Genomic DNA, 14,690 nt, shown 5'->3' with positions numbered 1-14,690 from the left:
TAGTTTTCATTAAGAAATAAGAGGAAGACCCAAGGCCGCGCAAGGGGCGCGGCAAGGTCTGGTACGGGAGCAAGCGACCATCATGAGCAGCAACGATCTGGCCTTGGGCGGCCGTGTTTTGACATCGCGCACGCAGTTGGCGGCGGCACTATGTGCAGCGGGTTTGGGCATGGGCCCGGGGGCGGCGTGGGCGCAGAACGCCAGCGAAGCCAAGACCCTGGAAACCGTCGTGGTGACGGCCAGCGGCTACGAACAGCAGATTCAGGATGCACCCGCGTCCATCAGCGTGATCACCCGCGAAGACCTGGACAAGAAGTTCTACCGCGACGTGAACGACGCCTTGCTGGAAGTGCCCGGCGTCATCATCACGGGTGGCGGTGACCGCCAGGACATCAGCCTGCGTGGCATGGGCCCGCAATACACGCTGATCCTGATCGACGGCAAGCGCCAGAGCTCTCGTGAAACCCGCACCAACTCGGATTCCGCCGGGGTGGAAGGCGGCTGGACGCCGCCGCTGGCGGCCATCGAGCGCATCGAAGTGGTGCGCGGCCCGATGTCGTCGCTGTATGGCTCGGACGCCATGGGCGGGGTGATCAACATCATCACCCGCAAGGTGCCCGATGAATGGGGCGGCGAGTTCCGCATGGACACGACCATTCAGGAAAGCAATAAATCGGGCGACATCTACCAGGGCAACTTCTACCTGGCGGGTCCCATCAAGAGCGATTTGCTGGGCTTGCAGATCTATGGCCAGGCCTCGCAACGCGACGAAGACGACATCGTCAACGGCTTTCGCAAGCGCAATTCGGACAGCGTGACCGCCAAGCTGGCGCTGACGCCCAACCGCGATCACGACATCGTGCTGGAAGCCACCACGATGCGCCAGAAAACGCAGGAAACGCTGGGCAAGACGGTGGCCCCGCTGGCGCCGGGCGTGGCCTGCCCGCGTACGGGCTGCCCGGCATCGGGCCAGAACGACTACCGCAGCAACAAGTGGGCGCTGTCGCACACCGGGCGCTGGGGCTGGGCCGTGTCGGACAGCTATGTGCAGCAGGAAGAATTCGACAACCGCTCGCGCCAGATGAAGGTCAATAACCTGAACCTGCAAACCAGCTGGACCATGCCGCTGGGCTCGCACATGCTGACCCTGGGCGGCACCTACCTGAGCCAGCGCTTGAATGACCAGACGGGCAACCAACTGTCGGGTGGCCCCAGCAAGATCGACCGCTATCAGTGGGCCTTGTTTGCCGAAGACGAATGGCGCCTGACCGAATCGTTTGCCGTCACCACCGGCCTGCGCATGGACGACGACGAAAACTTCGGCACCCATTTCAGCCCGCGCCTGTATGGCGTGTGGCACATGGCCGAGCGCTGGACCTTGAAGGGCGGCGTATCCACGGGCTTTCGCGCGCCGGACCTGCGCCAGACGGTGGCGGGCTGGGGCCAGGTTAGCCGGGGCGGCAACATGTACGGCAACCCGGACCTGACGCCCGAGAAGTCGGTCACCGAGGAAATCGGCATCCTGTATGACGACGGCGAAGGCTTCAACGCCGGCCTGACCCTGTTCAACAACGACTTCAAGGACAAGATCACTCGCGTGGCTTGCCCCTTGTCGCAATGCACGGAAGGCCCCAACCAGTTCGGCTCCAATCCCACCACCTACATGAACGTGGACAAGGCCGTGTCGCGCGGGGTCGAGGCCAGCATGAAGCTGCCGTTGGCGCGTGACTGGTCCATGACCAGCAGCTACACGTTCACCAAGTCGGAACAGAAGTCGGGCCAGTACAAGGGCGAACCGCTGAACCAACTGCCCAAGCATTTGTTCACCACCACGGTGAACTGGCAGGCGTCCGATGCGCTGGAAGCCTGGGCGCGCGTGAACTACCGCGGCAAGGAAAGCCAGCCGATCACGGGCGCGTCGTCGTCATCCGTAGTGGCGCCGTCCTATACCTTCGTGGACATGGGCGCGTCGTACGCGGTGAACAAGACCGTGTCGGTGTACGCCGGCATCTACAACCTGTTCGACAAGCAGGTTACGTATGACGACTACGAATACGTGGAAGACGGCCGCCGTTACTGGCTGGGCGTGGGCGTGAAATTCTGATCGCAATGAGTAAGGGGGGGCGCTTCTCGTCCCCCCGCCATACACAGAGGGTTCTATGACGATGCTGGAAAAAAAGGGCTGTGCCCGCCGTTGGTTGCTTCAGGCGGGCGCCGCGTTGGCGCTGAGCGCGGCGGCCGGGGTGTGCGTGGCGCAGGCCACGGTGCCCGTCAAGCATGCGCGCGGCGAGACCAACGTGCCGGCCAATCCGAAGAAGACCATCGTCATGGACATGGCGGTGCTGGATACGATGCACGCGTTGGGCGTGGACGTGGCGGGTGTGCCTACGGTGGCCAAGCTGCCGCCGCAATTGGCGCAATACGCCGACGAGCGCTACCTGAAAGTCGGTTCGCTGTTTGAACCCAACTACGAGGTGATCCACGCCGCGCAGCCGCAGGTGATCTTCGTGGCCGGCCGGTCGGCGCCCAAATACGATGAACTGTCCAAGCTGGCGCCCACCGTAGACCTGACCGTCAACCCGCGTGACCTGGTGGGCAGCGTGACGCGCAACACCGAAACCCTGGCCGCCATCTACGGCAAAGAGGCGCAGGCCAAGCAGCAGCTGGATGCCTTGCGCGCGTCCATCTCCGCGCTGCAAAGCCAGGCCGCCACGGCCGGCACGGCGCTGATCGTGCTGACCACCGGCGGCAAGATGAGCGCCTATGGTCCGGGCTCGCGCTTTGGCGTCATTCACGATGCATTTGGCATCAAGCCGGCCTCCAAGGATTTGAACGTGTCGAACCACGGCCAGGCCGTCTCGTTTGAATTCATTGCCGAGATGGACCCGGACTGGCTCTTCGTGATTGACCGCGATGCCGCGATTGGCCGTGAAGGCGTGTCGGCCCAGCGCATGCTGGACAACGAACTGATGCGTCCCACCAAGGCGTGGAAGAACAAGCGCGTGGTGTATCTGAACGGCTTCAACTGGTATTTGCTGGGCAGCGCCGGCTTGACGGCCATGCAGCAGAACGTGGATGACATCGCGGCGGCGTTGGCGGCGGGCAAGTAAGCAGCATGGAAGTAAGCAGTATGAAAGTCAGCAACATGGCGGCTGTACAAGAAGGGCGTTTGTGAACTGGCGGCGGGTGCTAAGCGGTTGGGGCGGCCTGGCCGCGGTGTTGATGCTGCTGGCGGCGCTGTGCGTGGCCAGCGTCAGCCTGGGCGCGGGCACGCTGTCGCTCACGGCGCTATGGGGCGGGGCGAAGAGGCCGAGCGCGCCTGGCGCCTGCTGATGGTCAGCCGCGTGCCGCGCACGCTGGCCTTGCTGCTGGCCGGCATGGCGCTGGCGGTGGCGGGCCTGATCATGCAGATGCTGGTGCGCAACCGCTTCGTGGAACCCACCACCGCTGGCACCGTGGAATCAGCCACGCTGGGCATCCTGGTCATCACCTTGCTGGCGCCTGATACGCCGGTGATCGGCAAGATGCTTACCGCTACGGGCTTTGCGCTGGCGGGCACCTTGCTGTTCCTGGCGCTGCTGCGCCGCGTGCCGCTGCGCACGCCCTTCATCGTGCCGTTGATCGGTTTGATCCTGGGCGGCGTCATCCACGCGGCAACCACCTTTCTGGCCTTCCGCTTCGACCTGCTGCAATCGCTGCACGCCTGGACCACGGGCGACTTCTCGGGCGTGCTGCGTGGCCGCTATGAATTGCTGTGGATCGGCTTTGCGCTGGCGTGCGCGGCCTATGCCGCCGCTGACCGCTATACCGTGGCCGGCATGGGGCGTGAATTCGCGTCCAACCTGGGCCTGAACCACGCGCGCCTGACCTTCGTGGGCCTGCTGATTGTGTCGGCCATTTCGGCGGTGGTGGTGGTGACGGCGGGCGGCATTCCGTTTCTGGGGCTGATCGTGCCCAACGCCGTCAGCCTGGTGCTGGGCGACAACATGCGGCGTTCCATTCCGTGGGTGGCGGCGCTGGGTGGCGTGTTCGTGCTGGCCTGCGACATCATCGGCCGCCTGGTGATTCACCCCTACGAAATCCCGATCGGCACCGTGGTCGGCGTGGTGGGCAGCATCCTGTTCCTGGGCTTGCTGCGCCTGCGGAGGAATCGCCTTGGCTGATACCGCTTTCTATGGCGCTACCCGCGCCGTGCCACGCGCACCGCAACGCGCGCGCCTGCTGTGGCTGGCCGCCGCCGCGCTGCTCTGCGTGGTGGCGTTCATGACCTTGGGCGCCAACGGCCAGTGGTCGTTCGTGATTCCATTTCGCGGCGGCAAGCTGGTGGCGATGCTGCTGGTGGCGTATGCGGTGGCGGTGTCGTCGGTGCTGTTCCAGACCGTCACGCACAACCGCATCCTGACGCCCGCCATCATGGGCTTTGACGCGCTGTACCTGTTGATTCAGGCGGTGGTGGTGTTTGGCTTCGGCCAGGCCGCGGTGGCCGCCGAGCATCCCGTGGCCGCGTTCCTGCTGGAAGTCTGCGCGATGACGGCGTTTGCCTGCCTGCTGTTTCGCTGGCTGTTTTCGGATGCGGTGCGCAGCCTGCATCTGATGATGCTGGTGGGCATTGTCTTCGGGCTGCTGTTTCGCAGCCTGTCCAATTTTGTGGTGCGCCTGATCGATCCCAATGAATTCCTGGTGCTGCAAGACCGCATGTTCGCCAGCTTCAATACGGTGCGCGTGTCGCTCTTGCCCATGGCGCTGGCCGCCGTCTGCGTGGCGACGCTGGTGGTGTGGCGCTTGCGCCATCGCTACGACGTGCTGGCGCTGGGGCGCGACATCGCCGTGAATCTGGGCGTGGATTATCGCCGCAGCCTGATGCTGACGCTGGCGGCCATTGCGGTGCTGGTGTCGGTATCCACGGCGCTGGTCGGGCCGGTGACGTTCTTCGGCTTGTTGGTCAGCAACCTGGCCTACCAGGCCATGGGGTCCGACAAGCACAAGTACACGGTGCCCGCCGCGACGCTGTTGGGCGTCATCTTCCTGGTGGGCGGCCAGACCTTGCTGGAGCGCGTGCTGGGCTTGAACACCACCGTCAGCGTGGTCATTGAATTCGTGGGCGGGGTGATGTTCCTCGTCCTGATCTTGCGCAAGGGGCGCAGATGATTGAAATAGCAGAAGTCAGCAAGCAGTACGGCGATAGCGTGGTGGTGGACGACGTCACCCTGCAACTGCCGGCCCAGGGCGTAACCGCCATCATCGGCCCCAACGGCGCGGGCAAGTCCACCTTGCTTTCCATGGTGAGCCGCCTGCTGCCCGTGTCGGCCGGACAGATCAGGGTGGACGGGCTGGATGTGACGCGCGCGGACAGCCGCGAGCTGGCGCGCCGCCTGGCCATCCTGCGGCAAGACAACCACCTGCCGCTACGCCTGACCGTCAGGGACCTGGTGGCGTTCGGCCGCTATCCGCACACGGGCGGCCGGCTGACGCTGGACGACAAGGCCCACATCGACCGCGCGCTGTCGTACCTGAACCTGGAGCCGCTGGCTGACCGCTATCTGGACGAGATGTCGGGCGGGCAGCGGCAACGCGCCTTTGTGGCGATGGTGCTGTGCCAGGACACGCGCTACTTGTTGCTGGACGAACCCTTGAACAGCCTGGACATGAAGCACGCGGTGGCGATGATGGGCACCTTGCGCCGCGCGGCGGATGAGCTGGGCAAGACCGTGGTGCTGGTGCTGCACGACATCAATTTCGCGTCCAGCTATGCGGACCGCATCGTGGCGATGCGCCAGGGCCGCGTGGCCCACCAGGGCACCCCGGCGGAATTGATCCGGCCCGAGGTGCTGAGCCCCCTGTATGAACTGCCGATCGATGTGCATGACATCGGTGGCAAGCGCATCTGCGTGTATTACCGCTAGGCAGTGCAGGGCCTGTTATGCCGATTCCGTGTTGGCGACCAGTTGGGCCTGGCGCGCGGCGCGGTGGCGCCGCTCCAGCATCACGGCCCACAGCCACAAGGGCATGCTGCCCAGGGCCAGCAGGCTGCCCACCCAGCCAGTGGACGTCCAGCCATAGCCGGCGGCAATCGCCAGGCCGCCCAGAAGGGGGCCCAGCGCATTGGCGGTGTTGAACGCGGAATGGTTCAGCGCGGCGGCCAAGCCTTGGGCATCGCCCGCCACATCCATCAAGCGGGTTTGCAGCACGGTGCCCAGCGCACCGCCCACGCCCACCAGGAAGACGTTCAGCGTGATCAGCCAGACGTTGTGCGCCATCAGCGGAAACAGCGCCAGCACCACGGCCGACCACACCAGCAGCAAGCCCGCCGTGCGCATGACGGCGCGGTCCGCGAAGATCGGCACCACCATGTTGCCCACCGTCAGTCCCACGCCAAACGCGCTGAGCACGAAGGGCACGGTGCTGGGCGCGACTTGCGTGACGGCGGTCAGTGTGTCGGCCAGATACGTGTACACCGAGAACAAGCCGCCAAAGCCCACCGCGCCGATCGCCAGCGTGATCCAGACCTGGCCCCGGCCCAGCGCGCTCAGTTCGCGCAGCGGGCTGGCCTTGTGGTCGGCGGGCGTGTCCGGGGCGTAGACGGCCACGCTGATCATGGTCAGCACCGCCAATAGCGATACCAGGCCGAAGCTCCAGCGCCAGCCGACCATCTGGCCCAGCCAGTTGGCCATGGGCACGCCGATGATGGTGGCGACGGTCAAGCCCAGAAACACGCGGCCCACGGCCATGGTGCGGCGGTTGGCCGGCACCAGCGAACTGGCCACCAGTGACGCAATGCCGAAGTACGCGCCGTGGGGCAGCCCGCTGAGAAAGCGGAAGAACAGCATCCAGTGATAGTCGGGCGCGATGGCGCTCAGGCCGTTGCCCACGGCGAACAGCCCCATCAGGGCGATCAGCAGGCGGCGGCGCGGCATCTTCGCGCCCAGCACGGCCAGGATCGGCGCGCCGACCACCACGCCCAGCGCATAGGCGCTGATGACGTGGCCGGCCGTGGGCGCGTCGATGCCCAGCGACTGCGAAAAATAAGGCAGCAGGCTCATCGTGGCGAACTCGGTGGTTCCGATGGCGAAGCTGCCCACAGCTAGGGCAAGCAGCACCAGCGCGGGCCGGTGCTGCGGGGAAGCAGGGTGAGACATGGGGATGGCTAGGGGTGATTCGAGGAATGTTGCAACGCAACAGCGCTATTGTAAGCAGCCCAAGCTGTCATCCACATGTCTGCGGTCATACCGTCTGCCGCAACCGGCGTTCAGCGCAACGGCGATTCCCGTGTCAGGCAGTCAGTTTCCAGCGACGCCAACGCATCCAGGAAGCGCCAGGCGAAAGACCCGGGGCCTTCGGCCAGCTCACCCGCACGCCGCCCCGCGATGGCGAAGCAGGACAGGGCGGCAACCGCCGCCGTGTACGGATCGTTTTTGGATACTGCCGCAAAGGCGCCGACCAGCGCCGTCAGCGCGCAGCCGGTGGCGGTGACGCTCGGCATCAGCGGCGACCCGCCCGTGATGCGCACCGAACGTTGGCCGTCGGTGACGTAATCGGTTTCTCCGGTCACGGCCACCACGGTGCGATGCGCAGTGGCGATGTCGCGCGCCGATTGTTCCGCCTGCGCCACGACGTCGCGCGCGTCCACGCCCTTGCCGGCGCTGTGGCCGCCCGCCAACGCGATGATCTCTGATGCGTTGCCGCGCACGATGGTCGGTTGCAAGGCCAGCAATTGCCGCACGGCGTCGCGCCGAAAGGCGGTGGCGTGATGGGCCACGGGATCCAGCACCCAGGGAATGCCGGTTTGGCGTGCCGACGCGGCGGTCAGCAGCATGCTTTCCAGCCAAGGCGCGGACAGCGTACCGATGTTGATGACCACGGCGCCCGCCACGCGCGCGAATTCGGGCGCTTCGTCGGTGGCGTGCACCATGGCGGGTGACGCGCCCATCGCCAGCAGCACGTTGGCCGCGATGTTCATGGACACGAAATTGGTCAGGCATTGCACCAGCGGCGCGTCTTGCCGCAGCGCGGTGTAAAGGTCCTGGCACGTCCGTGCCAGGGCGGCGGTGTCAGTGGGGGATTCAGCCATGCCTCAGGGTCCTTGCAACGCGTTTCGATGGGTCGGCGTATGTTCTGGCGTCGCCAGGCGCGCTGTCAAGTTGGCGCGCCGTTGCCCGACCGGCGCGAACAGCGACACCCAGGTGTCCAGGGCCCGGCAGTACAATCGCGCCTTCAAAAAACGAAGCAATGCGGCGCGCCATCCGCGCGCCAGGTCGGCAGCACCAAGGGGTGACACAGATGGGCCATGTTTTTCGCAGCCGCGTCAGCGGTCTGGCGGCTAGCCTTTGCATGACGTTGGGGTTTGCCTTGGCAAGCGTAGCGGGCAGCGCAGCACACGCGGCCGAGCTTGGCGCCAAGGCGGAGATTACCGAAGGCGCTGTGCTGGCCTCGGGCGTACGCTATGAATTCCTTGCGCGCTGGGACACCGAACGCCTCAATCGCATCCTGCAAACCGATACGCCAAGCTTTGCCGGCACGCGCGCCACCTACACACCCGCGCGTAACGCGGTGAACCTATACCGCGTCAGCTACGCCTCCGTCATTCCCGAGCGCGGCAACCTGCCCACGGTTGCCACCGGCCTGGTTGCCGTGCCGGACACGACCCAGGCATCGTTGCCGATGGTGTCCTACCAGCACGGCACCGTTTACGGCAAACACGAGGTGCCCTCGTATCCCGAACAGTCGCCTGAAACGCAGCTGATGATTGCCCAGTTCGCGGGGCAGGGCTACGCGGTGATCGGCGCTGATTACTTCGGCCTTGGCGATTCGACCGAGTCCGAAGGCTACATGGTCAAGGGCAGCCATCAACAAGCCAGCTACGACATGCTGCTTGCCGCGCGCGCCGTGCTGGCCGACTTGAAACGCAGCAGCAACAAGCTGTTCCTGGCGGGATGGTCGCAAGGTGGTTTCGTGACGATGGCCTTCCTGGAAAAACTGGAAGCGGCCGGCGTGGCGGTGCAGGCCACCGCCACGGCCAGCGCGCCCGTCGACGTGTTCGTGGCGCTGAACGGCTTCTTGCAGTTCCCGCGCGCCAATGACGCAAGCTGGGTGACCAGCCTGTTCATCCTGTCGTCGTTCTCTTACGAGAACTACTACGGCGAACCCGGCTTGGCGCGTTCGCTGATCAACCCGGCGTATTACGAGGTGTCGCGCAAGGCCTACGCGCGCGAACCGTTCAATGCCGCCGACGTGCCGACCGACGTGCGCAAGCTGATCCGGGCCGAGTACTTCAACCCGAAGTTCTTCGCGGCATCCGCCTATGGCCGGCTGGTGGACCAGGCGCAGTCGTATCGCTGGGTGATCCAGACGCCGGTGCGCAATTACTACGGCGATACCGACGAAGCGATCAGCACCGGCTTGGGCCAGTTGGCGGCCACCTACCAGCACGCCATGGGCGCGGGCAACACCAAGGTCGAAGCGATTTCAACCGGCGCCACCACGCACCGAGGCACGTACGCGCACGCCGTGCCTCAATGGAAATCCTGGTTCGACGGGATGTAAGTTCCCGCTATTGGGCCTGATCCGGCCCGTCCACATACACCAGCCCCGCCGCGCGCAGCTTGTCTCGCATGCCGTAGATGTCCAGGCCCAGCTCACCCGCGGCCAACCTGGCGCGCGTGGCGTCTTCTTTCTTCAGGCGCGCCTCGCTGGCATCCGCCACCGACAAGGCGTGCTGGCGTTCCACCACCACCACGCCGTCTTGATCCGCCACGATGATGTCGCCCGGCCGCACCAGCGCGCCGGCGCACACCACCGGCACGTTGACGCTGCCCGGCGTGGCCTTCACCGTGCCCTTGGCGGACACCGCGCGCGACCAGACCGGAAAGCGCATGGCTTCCAAGGCCATCACGTCGCGGCAGCCGGCATCGATGACCAGCCCACGCACGCCGCGCGTGGCGCAGGACGTGGCCAGCAGCTCGCCAAACATGCCGTCGTGATTCTCGGTGGTGCAGGCCACGACCAGTACATCGCCGGGTTGGCAAAGTTCCACCGCCACGTGCAGCATCCAGTTGTCACCCGGTTGGGCCAGCACGGTGACGGCGCTGCCCGCGATGGCCGCGCCGCGCCAGACAGGGCGCAGATAGGGTTGCAGCAGCCCGGAGCGGCCCTGGGCTTCGTGCACCGTCGACACGCCGGCCGCCTGCATGCGATCGATCACGGCAGCGTCGGCGCGGGGAATGTTGCGTACTGCGATGGCGCGCGCGCTCATGCGAAGGCTCCCGTCACTTGCGGGAAAATCCGCTGATAGCCCTCGGCATGCGTGATCTTCAGATCGGAATTGCGCGACGCCTGTACGCCGCGCTGCAAGGCCACGCGCGTGTAGTACTCCCACAGGTGTTCCTGCGCGGCCATGGTTTCAAAGGCGCGGCGTTTCACGTCCCACACCGACGAAATGTCCAGCAGCACCTCGGGCTTCCATTCGCATTGCTCGGGCTGATGCGGCTCGAACAGAAACACGGGCGGCGCGCCCAGCACGGGCTGGTCCGGCCGATGCCCGTGCGCCTGGGCGATGATGCGTGCCTCTTGCGCCACATGGGTGGCAAGCGGGTGGTCGAAGTTGTAGGGGTCTTTCAGCGAGTGCGTCAGCACGAAGGCCGGCCGCAATTCACGATAGATGTCGGCCAGTTGGAACAAGGCGTCGTCGCTGACGCGCAGCGGATAATCGCCGCAATCCAGAAAGCGCACCGAAGCGCCCAGGATCGATGCGGCGAGCGTGGCTTCTTCGCGCCGCGCCGTCTTGACGCGTTCCAGCGTCATGCCCGGCTCGCGCCAGAGCTTGGCCGATTCACCGCGCTCGCCGAACGACAGGCACACCACGGTCATGTTGAAGCCGCGCTGCGCGTACAGGGCAATGGCGCCGCCCGCGCGCCAGACGAAATCCGCCGAATGGGCGCTGACGATCAGGCCGTTTTGGGTAGTGCTGCTCATGCTTTCTTCCTGAAAATAAAGACCATTCAGTCGGCGCTGATGCCGGCTTCGCGGATCACCTTGGTCCACTTCACCGATTCATCGGCCACGAATCGACCAAAGTCCGCGGCGCTGCCCGGCGTGACTTCGGCGCCGATCTCGCTCATGCGTTGCTGGAAGGCCGGGTCCGCCAGCGCGGCCTGCAATGCCTTGTTCAAGCGCTTGACCACGGGCTCGGGCATGCCGGCCGGGCCAACCAAGCCCCACCACACGGTGGCATCCGCGCCCGACAGACCTTGGGATGCGGCGGTGGGCACGTCGGGCAACAGTTTGGCCGGATGCGGGTTCAGCACGGCCAATGCGCGCAGCTTGCCGGCCTGGACGTGCGAGACCACTTCCAGCGGGTTGATCGACATGAAGGACAGCCGGCCGCCCAACAGGTCGGTCACGGCGGGCGAGCCGCCCTTGTACGGAATGTGCAGCGCCTTGAAACCGCCCTCGGACTTGAGAAGTTCGCTGCCTAAATGCCCCGAACTACCGTTGCCCGCCGAGCCGTAGGTCAGCTTGTCGGGGTTGGCGCGGCCTTGCGCAACCAGCTCCTTCAAGGTCTTGGCGCTGGCGTCGCTGCGCACCACCACGACCAGCGGCGCGAAGCCGATGGCGCCGATGGGGGCGAAGTCCTTGGCGGGATTGAAGTTCAGTTTCGGGAACAACGCCGCATTGCTGGCCAGCGTGTTAGACGCGGTCAGCAGCGTGTAGCCGTCGGGGTCGGCACGCGCAACGTGCTCCATGCCGATGTTGGTGGCGGCGCCGGGGCGGTTGTCGACGATGACCGGCTGCTTGAGTTCTTCGGCCATTTTCTGCGTGATCAATCGCGTCACGATGTCCACGCCGCCACCCGCCGCGTACGGCACGACGATGCGCACCGGCTTGTCGGGAAAGGTGTCGGCGGCATACGCGCCCAACGGCGCAGCCAGCCCCGCAACCATTCCCAGGGCCACGCCAAAACGGGCGAGATATGTCTTCTGCATCAATGTCTCCTGTGTGCTTGTTCTAGTGTCGACATGGTGCTGGGGCGGGACTAATATCGTCCAATACTTTTTCCGCCAACGACTTATTTGGTTTTCAAATAAATTGGACTTCCGCCAACTTCGCTATTTCGTTGCCGTGGCCGAGGAGCTGAGCTTCAGCGCCGCCGCCCGGCGCCTGCACGTGAGCCAACCGCCCCTGAGCTTGCAGGTCAAGGCTCTGGAAACCGAACTGGGCGCGGTGCTGCTGGAACGCGATAAACGCAACGTTGCCCTGACCACGGCGGGCGCCTTGTTCCTGGAACAGGCGCGGCGCGCACTGGGCAACCTGGACCGCGCCGCCGAAGTGGTACGGCTGGCCTCGCAAGGCGAGGCCGGTGAAATTCGCATCGCGTTCACGGCCTCGGTCCCCATGGCCGAAGCGTTCCCGCGCGTGGTGCAGACGTTTCGCAGCAGCCATCCCGCCGCGCGCGCCGACCTGATCCATATGTCCACCGGGCAGCAGCTTCAGGCGCTGGCAGACAAGAGCATCGACGTGGGTTTCTTGCGCCCGTCGCTGCTGTTTTGCCCACCGCCCAACATTCAGACGCTGGACTTGTGGACCGACCGCCTGGTGGCGGTGCTGCCGGCCTGGCATGCGCTGGCCGACACGCAAAGCCCCTTGCCCATGGCGGAGCTGGCGGACGAGCCCTTCATTCTGTTTCCGCGCGGGCTGGGTTGCGGCTTGTTCGAGCACGTGATGGTGCTGGCCAGCCGCGCGGGCTTCGCGCCGCGCCTGATGCAGGAGGCCCGCGAAGGGGCGACGATCGTTGGGTTGGTGGCCGCCGGGATGGGCATTTCGGTGCTTCCCGACACCTATGCACGCACCGGTATCCCCGGCGTGGTGTATCGCAGCCTGGATACGCCCGACGCCACCAGCCGCTTGCTGCTGGCCTACAGGCGCGATGACGCGGCCCCGTTGCTGCAACGGTTTGTGGATGTGGTCAGGCCGAATGCGGGGACGGCGGTGTAGGGGCTTTGTGGCTCGCATGCAGACCCTGCCTTGCAAAGCCCTGGCGCCTCGCAATTAGGTGCCCGCTTCCTTTTTACATGCGTTATCGTTTCCACTAATTATCGTAATCCCTAGCTTTTTCTAGGCAATTCTTGCTTCCATAATTTGCGGAAACGTTTCCACAAATAGGATTGTTATGAACACCGAGTTACAGGCTGAACGGGTGAAAACCGTCGTAGACCACATGGCCTTGGAGTGTGTCCAGGAATGGGACAAGGTCATCGATACCTTTGAGCACCCCCGGTACGAGATGCACTCAAGCGGGGCCGTCTTCGACGGCGAAAGCGAAGTGATGGGGTACTTCCATTCGTCGCGCGCCTCGTTCCCCGACCTGAAGAACGAGATCATTGCGGTGGGCGCGGCCGACGGGACGGACATCGTCCTGGTGGAGTTCTGGCTGTCCGGCACGCATGCCGGGCCGTTCACCGTCGACGGCAAGACCTACGAGCCGACGGGGCGCAAGTTTCGCGTCCGCATGGCCGCGACATTCGAATTCGCGCCCGACTCCGCCAAGATTATTTGCGAGCGTCCGTACACCTGTCAGAACGCCAAGCTGCGCTCGCTCGGGTTGCTGTAGCGGTACCGGTGATCCCGTTCAGGAGGCGGGTAGCCCAAAAATACCTATTAGATCAATACCAGGAGACAACCATGAAAAAGCTGTCCGTTGCAGCCGCGATGCTTGCCGTGTTCGGCATGGGCGCTGCTCACGCCGATGACTACCCGAATCGTCCGATCCGCATGCTGTTGCCGTTCTCAGCAGGCGGGGGCGGCGACACCTTGGGCCGCATCTTGGCGGAGCGCTTTTCGGCAGAACTGAAGCAGCCCGTCATCGTCGAGAACAAGCCTGGCGCCGGGGGCACAATCGGCATCGCGATGGTTGCCCGCGCGGCGCCTGATGGCTACACGATCACCATCGGCGGCATGACCACGCACATTCTTTCGCCCCTGGTCTACAAGGAACTGCCGTACGACCCGATCAAGAGTTTCACGTCGCTGGGCGCCATCGGCAACTCCGCCATCATGGTGGTCGCCAACAACAACTTTCCCGCGAACGACATCGAGGGGATCAGGAAGCTGGCGGAATCTCGTAAAACGCCCGTGCAGTACGCAAGCTGGGGCGTGGGCTCCACCGGCCATTTCTGCGGCGAGATCCTGGTGCAGAAGGGCAAGCTGAAGATGCAGCACGTGCCCTACAAGGGAACCACGCAGATCATGACTGACGTCATGGGCGGTCACATTGATCTTGGTTTCGTCGACATGGCGACCGCCACCCCGATGGTGACGCAGCATAAGGTGAAAGGGCTTGCCGTCTGTACCAAGCGTTCCCCCAGCGTGCCGGAAATCCGCAGCTACAAGGAACAGGGCATCGACTTTGATCGCGACCTTAACTGGGCCATGTACGTGCCCGCGGGCACACCCAAGCCCATCGTCGAACGCTTGTCCAGAACCTTGGAAAAGGTACTTAAAGAGCAGGAAGTGATCACCAAGCTGCTTGGGCTGGGTATCTCGGCCAACTACGTGCCCGGCCCCGCTCATGAAAAGGCGAATATCGCCGACATCGAAGCCTGGCGCGCGGTTGCGCAAGAGGCCGGCATCCAGCCGCAGTAGGCGGCTTCCCCATCTTGGCGGCGAGTGATCTCGTCGCCTACTTCCCGACACGAGAC

The 14,690-nt window shown here is 64.8% G+C and carries 13 protein-coding genes and 1 pseudogene; 9 read left to right on the top strand and 5 right to left on the bottom strand.

Features of this window, described 5'->3' with window-relative positions:
• Positions 1 to 82: 82 nt before the first annotated feature.
• The 5 genes and pseudogenes from CVS48_RS21765 to CVS48_RS21745 all read left to right on the top strand — a co-directional run bounded on the left by CVS48_RS21765 (position 83) and on the right by CVS48_RS21745 (position 5,903).
• Positions 83 to 2,104, top strand: a complete 2,022-nt coding sequence (locus CVS48_RS21765; protein ID WP_100856253.1) for a ligand-gated channel protein — start codon at positions 83 to 85, stop codon at positions 2,102 to 2,104.
• Between the two features lie 55 nt (positions 2,105 to 2,159).
• Positions 2,160 to 3,110 carry a siderophore ABC transporter substrate-binding protein gene (locus tag CVS48_RS21760; RefSeq protein ID WP_172616225.1) on the top strand — a complete coding sequence of 317 codons (951 nt, stop codon included), beginning with the start codon at positions 2,160 to 2,162 and terminating at the stop codon, positions 3,108 to 3,110.
• Between the two features lie 112 nt (positions 3,111 to 3,222).
• Positions 3,223 to 4,163 (top strand): annotated as a pseudogene (locus tag CVS48_RS21755) (ABC transporter permease).
• The gene (locus CVS48_RS21750) at positions 4,156 to 5,148 is read left to right on the top strand and encodes an iron chelate uptake ABC transporter family permease subunit (RefSeq protein WP_482748876.1); all 993 of its coding nucleotides are present in this window, start codon (positions 4,156 to 4,158) and stop codon (positions 5,146 to 5,148) included. The pseudogene CVS48_RS21755 and the gene CVS48_RS21750 overlap by 8 nt, the downstream one beginning before the upstream one ends.
• Positions 5,145 to 5,903 carry an iron ABC transporter ATP-binding protein gene (locus tag CVS48_RS21745; RefSeq protein ID WP_100856252.1) on the top strand — a complete coding sequence of 253 codons (759 nt, stop codon included), beginning with the start codon at positions 5,145 to 5,147 and terminating at the stop codon, positions 5,901 to 5,903. Before CVS48_RS21750 ends, CVS48_RS21745 begins: the two co-directional genes overlap by 4 nt.
• 15 nt (positions 5,904 to 5,918) lie before the next feature.
• On the opposite strand, the gene CVS48_RS21740 is transcribed toward CVS48_RS21745, so the two are convergent.
• Positions 5,919 to 7,136, bottom strand: coding sequence for an MFS transporter (locus CVS48_RS21740; protein ID WP_100856251.1), 1,218 nt, complete (start codon positions 7,134 to 7,136; stop codon positions 5,919 to 5,921).
• 110 nt (positions 7,137 to 7,246) lie between these two features.
• On the bottom strand, positions 7,247 to 8,068 hold the full coding sequence (gene thiM, locus CVS48_RS21735; protein ID WP_100856250.1) for a hydroxyethylthiazole kinase: 822 nt from the start codon (positions 8,066 to 8,068) through the stop codon (positions 7,247 to 7,249).
• Between the two features lie 260 nt (positions 8,069 to 8,328).
• Here thiM and CVS48_RS21730 point away from each other — a divergent pair, with 260 nt between their 5' ends.
• Positions 8,329 to 9,540, top strand: a complete 1,212-nt coding sequence (locus CVS48_RS21730; protein ID WP_111886370.1) for an alpha/beta hydrolase — start codon at positions 8,329 to 8,331, stop codon at positions 9,538 to 9,540.
• Positions 9,541 to 9,547: 7 nt separating this feature from the next.
• Here the strand turns inward: CVS48_RS21730 and CVS48_RS21725 are convergent, their stop codons facing one another.
• The 3 genes from CVS48_RS21725 to CVS48_RS21715 are packed head-to-tail and all read right to left on the bottom strand — an operon-like array spanning position 9,548 to position 11,978.
• Positions 9,548 to 10,249 (bottom strand): 4-carboxy-4-hydroxy-2-oxoadipate aldolase/oxaloacetate decarboxylase, encoded by a 702-nt coding sequence (locus CVS48_RS21725; protein ID WP_100856249.1) that lies wholly within the window; start codon positions 10,247 to 10,249, stop codon positions 9,548 to 9,550.
• Positions 10,246 to 10,968 carry a PIG-L deacetylase family protein gene (locus tag CVS48_RS21720; protein ID WP_100856248.1) on the bottom strand — a complete coding sequence of 241 codons (723 nt, stop codon included), beginning with the start codon at positions 10,966 to 10,968 and terminating at the stop codon, positions 10,246 to 10,248. The genes CVS48_RS21725 and CVS48_RS21720 overlap by 4 nt, the downstream gene beginning before the upstream one ends.
• 26 nt (positions 10,969 to 10,994) lie before the next feature.
• Positions 10,995 to 11,978, bottom strand: a complete 984-nt coding sequence (locus tag CVS48_RS21715) for a Bug family tripartite tricarboxylate transporter substrate binding protein (RefSeq protein WP_100856247.1) — start codon at positions 11,976 to 11,978, stop codon at positions 10,995 to 10,997.
• Positions 11,979 to 12,081: 103 nt separating this feature from the next.
• Here CVS48_RS21715 and CVS48_RS21710 point away from each other — a divergent pair, with 103 nt between their 5' ends.
• The 3 genes from CVS48_RS21710 (at position 12,082) to CVS48_RS21700 (ending at position 14,634) form a co-directional block, all read left to right on the top strand.
• Positions 12,082 to 12,987: a LysR substrate-binding domain-containing protein gene (locus tag CVS48_RS21710; RefSeq protein ID WP_100856246.1), complete on the top strand. Its 906-nt coding sequence runs from the start codon at positions 12,082 to 12,084 to the stop codon at positions 12,985 to 12,987.
• Between the two features lie 175 nt (positions 12,988 to 13,162).
• Positions 13,163 to 13,603, top strand: a complete 441-nt coding sequence (locus tag CVS48_RS21705) for a nuclear transport factor 2 family protein (RefSeq protein WP_100856245.1) — start codon at positions 13,163 to 13,165, stop codon at positions 13,601 to 13,603.
• 71 nt (positions 13,604 to 13,674) lie between these two features.
• On the top strand, positions 13,675 to 14,634 hold the full coding sequence (locus CVS48_RS21700) for a Bug family tripartite tricarboxylate transporter substrate binding protein (protein ID WP_100856244.1): 960 nt from the start codon (positions 13,675 to 13,677) through the stop codon (positions 14,632 to 14,634).
• The last annotated feature ends 56 nt before the right edge of the window (positions 14,635 to 14,690 follow it).

This window comes from Achromobacter spanius (genome assembly GCF_002812705.1).
In the GTDB taxonomy this organism is placed as follows: Bacteria; Pseudomonadota; Gammaproteobacteria; order Burkholderiales; family Burkholderiaceae_B; genus Achromobacter; species Achromobacter spanius.
Note: the sequence above shows the minus strand (reverse complement) of the source record. Positions and strands in the feature narration are given on the sequence as shown.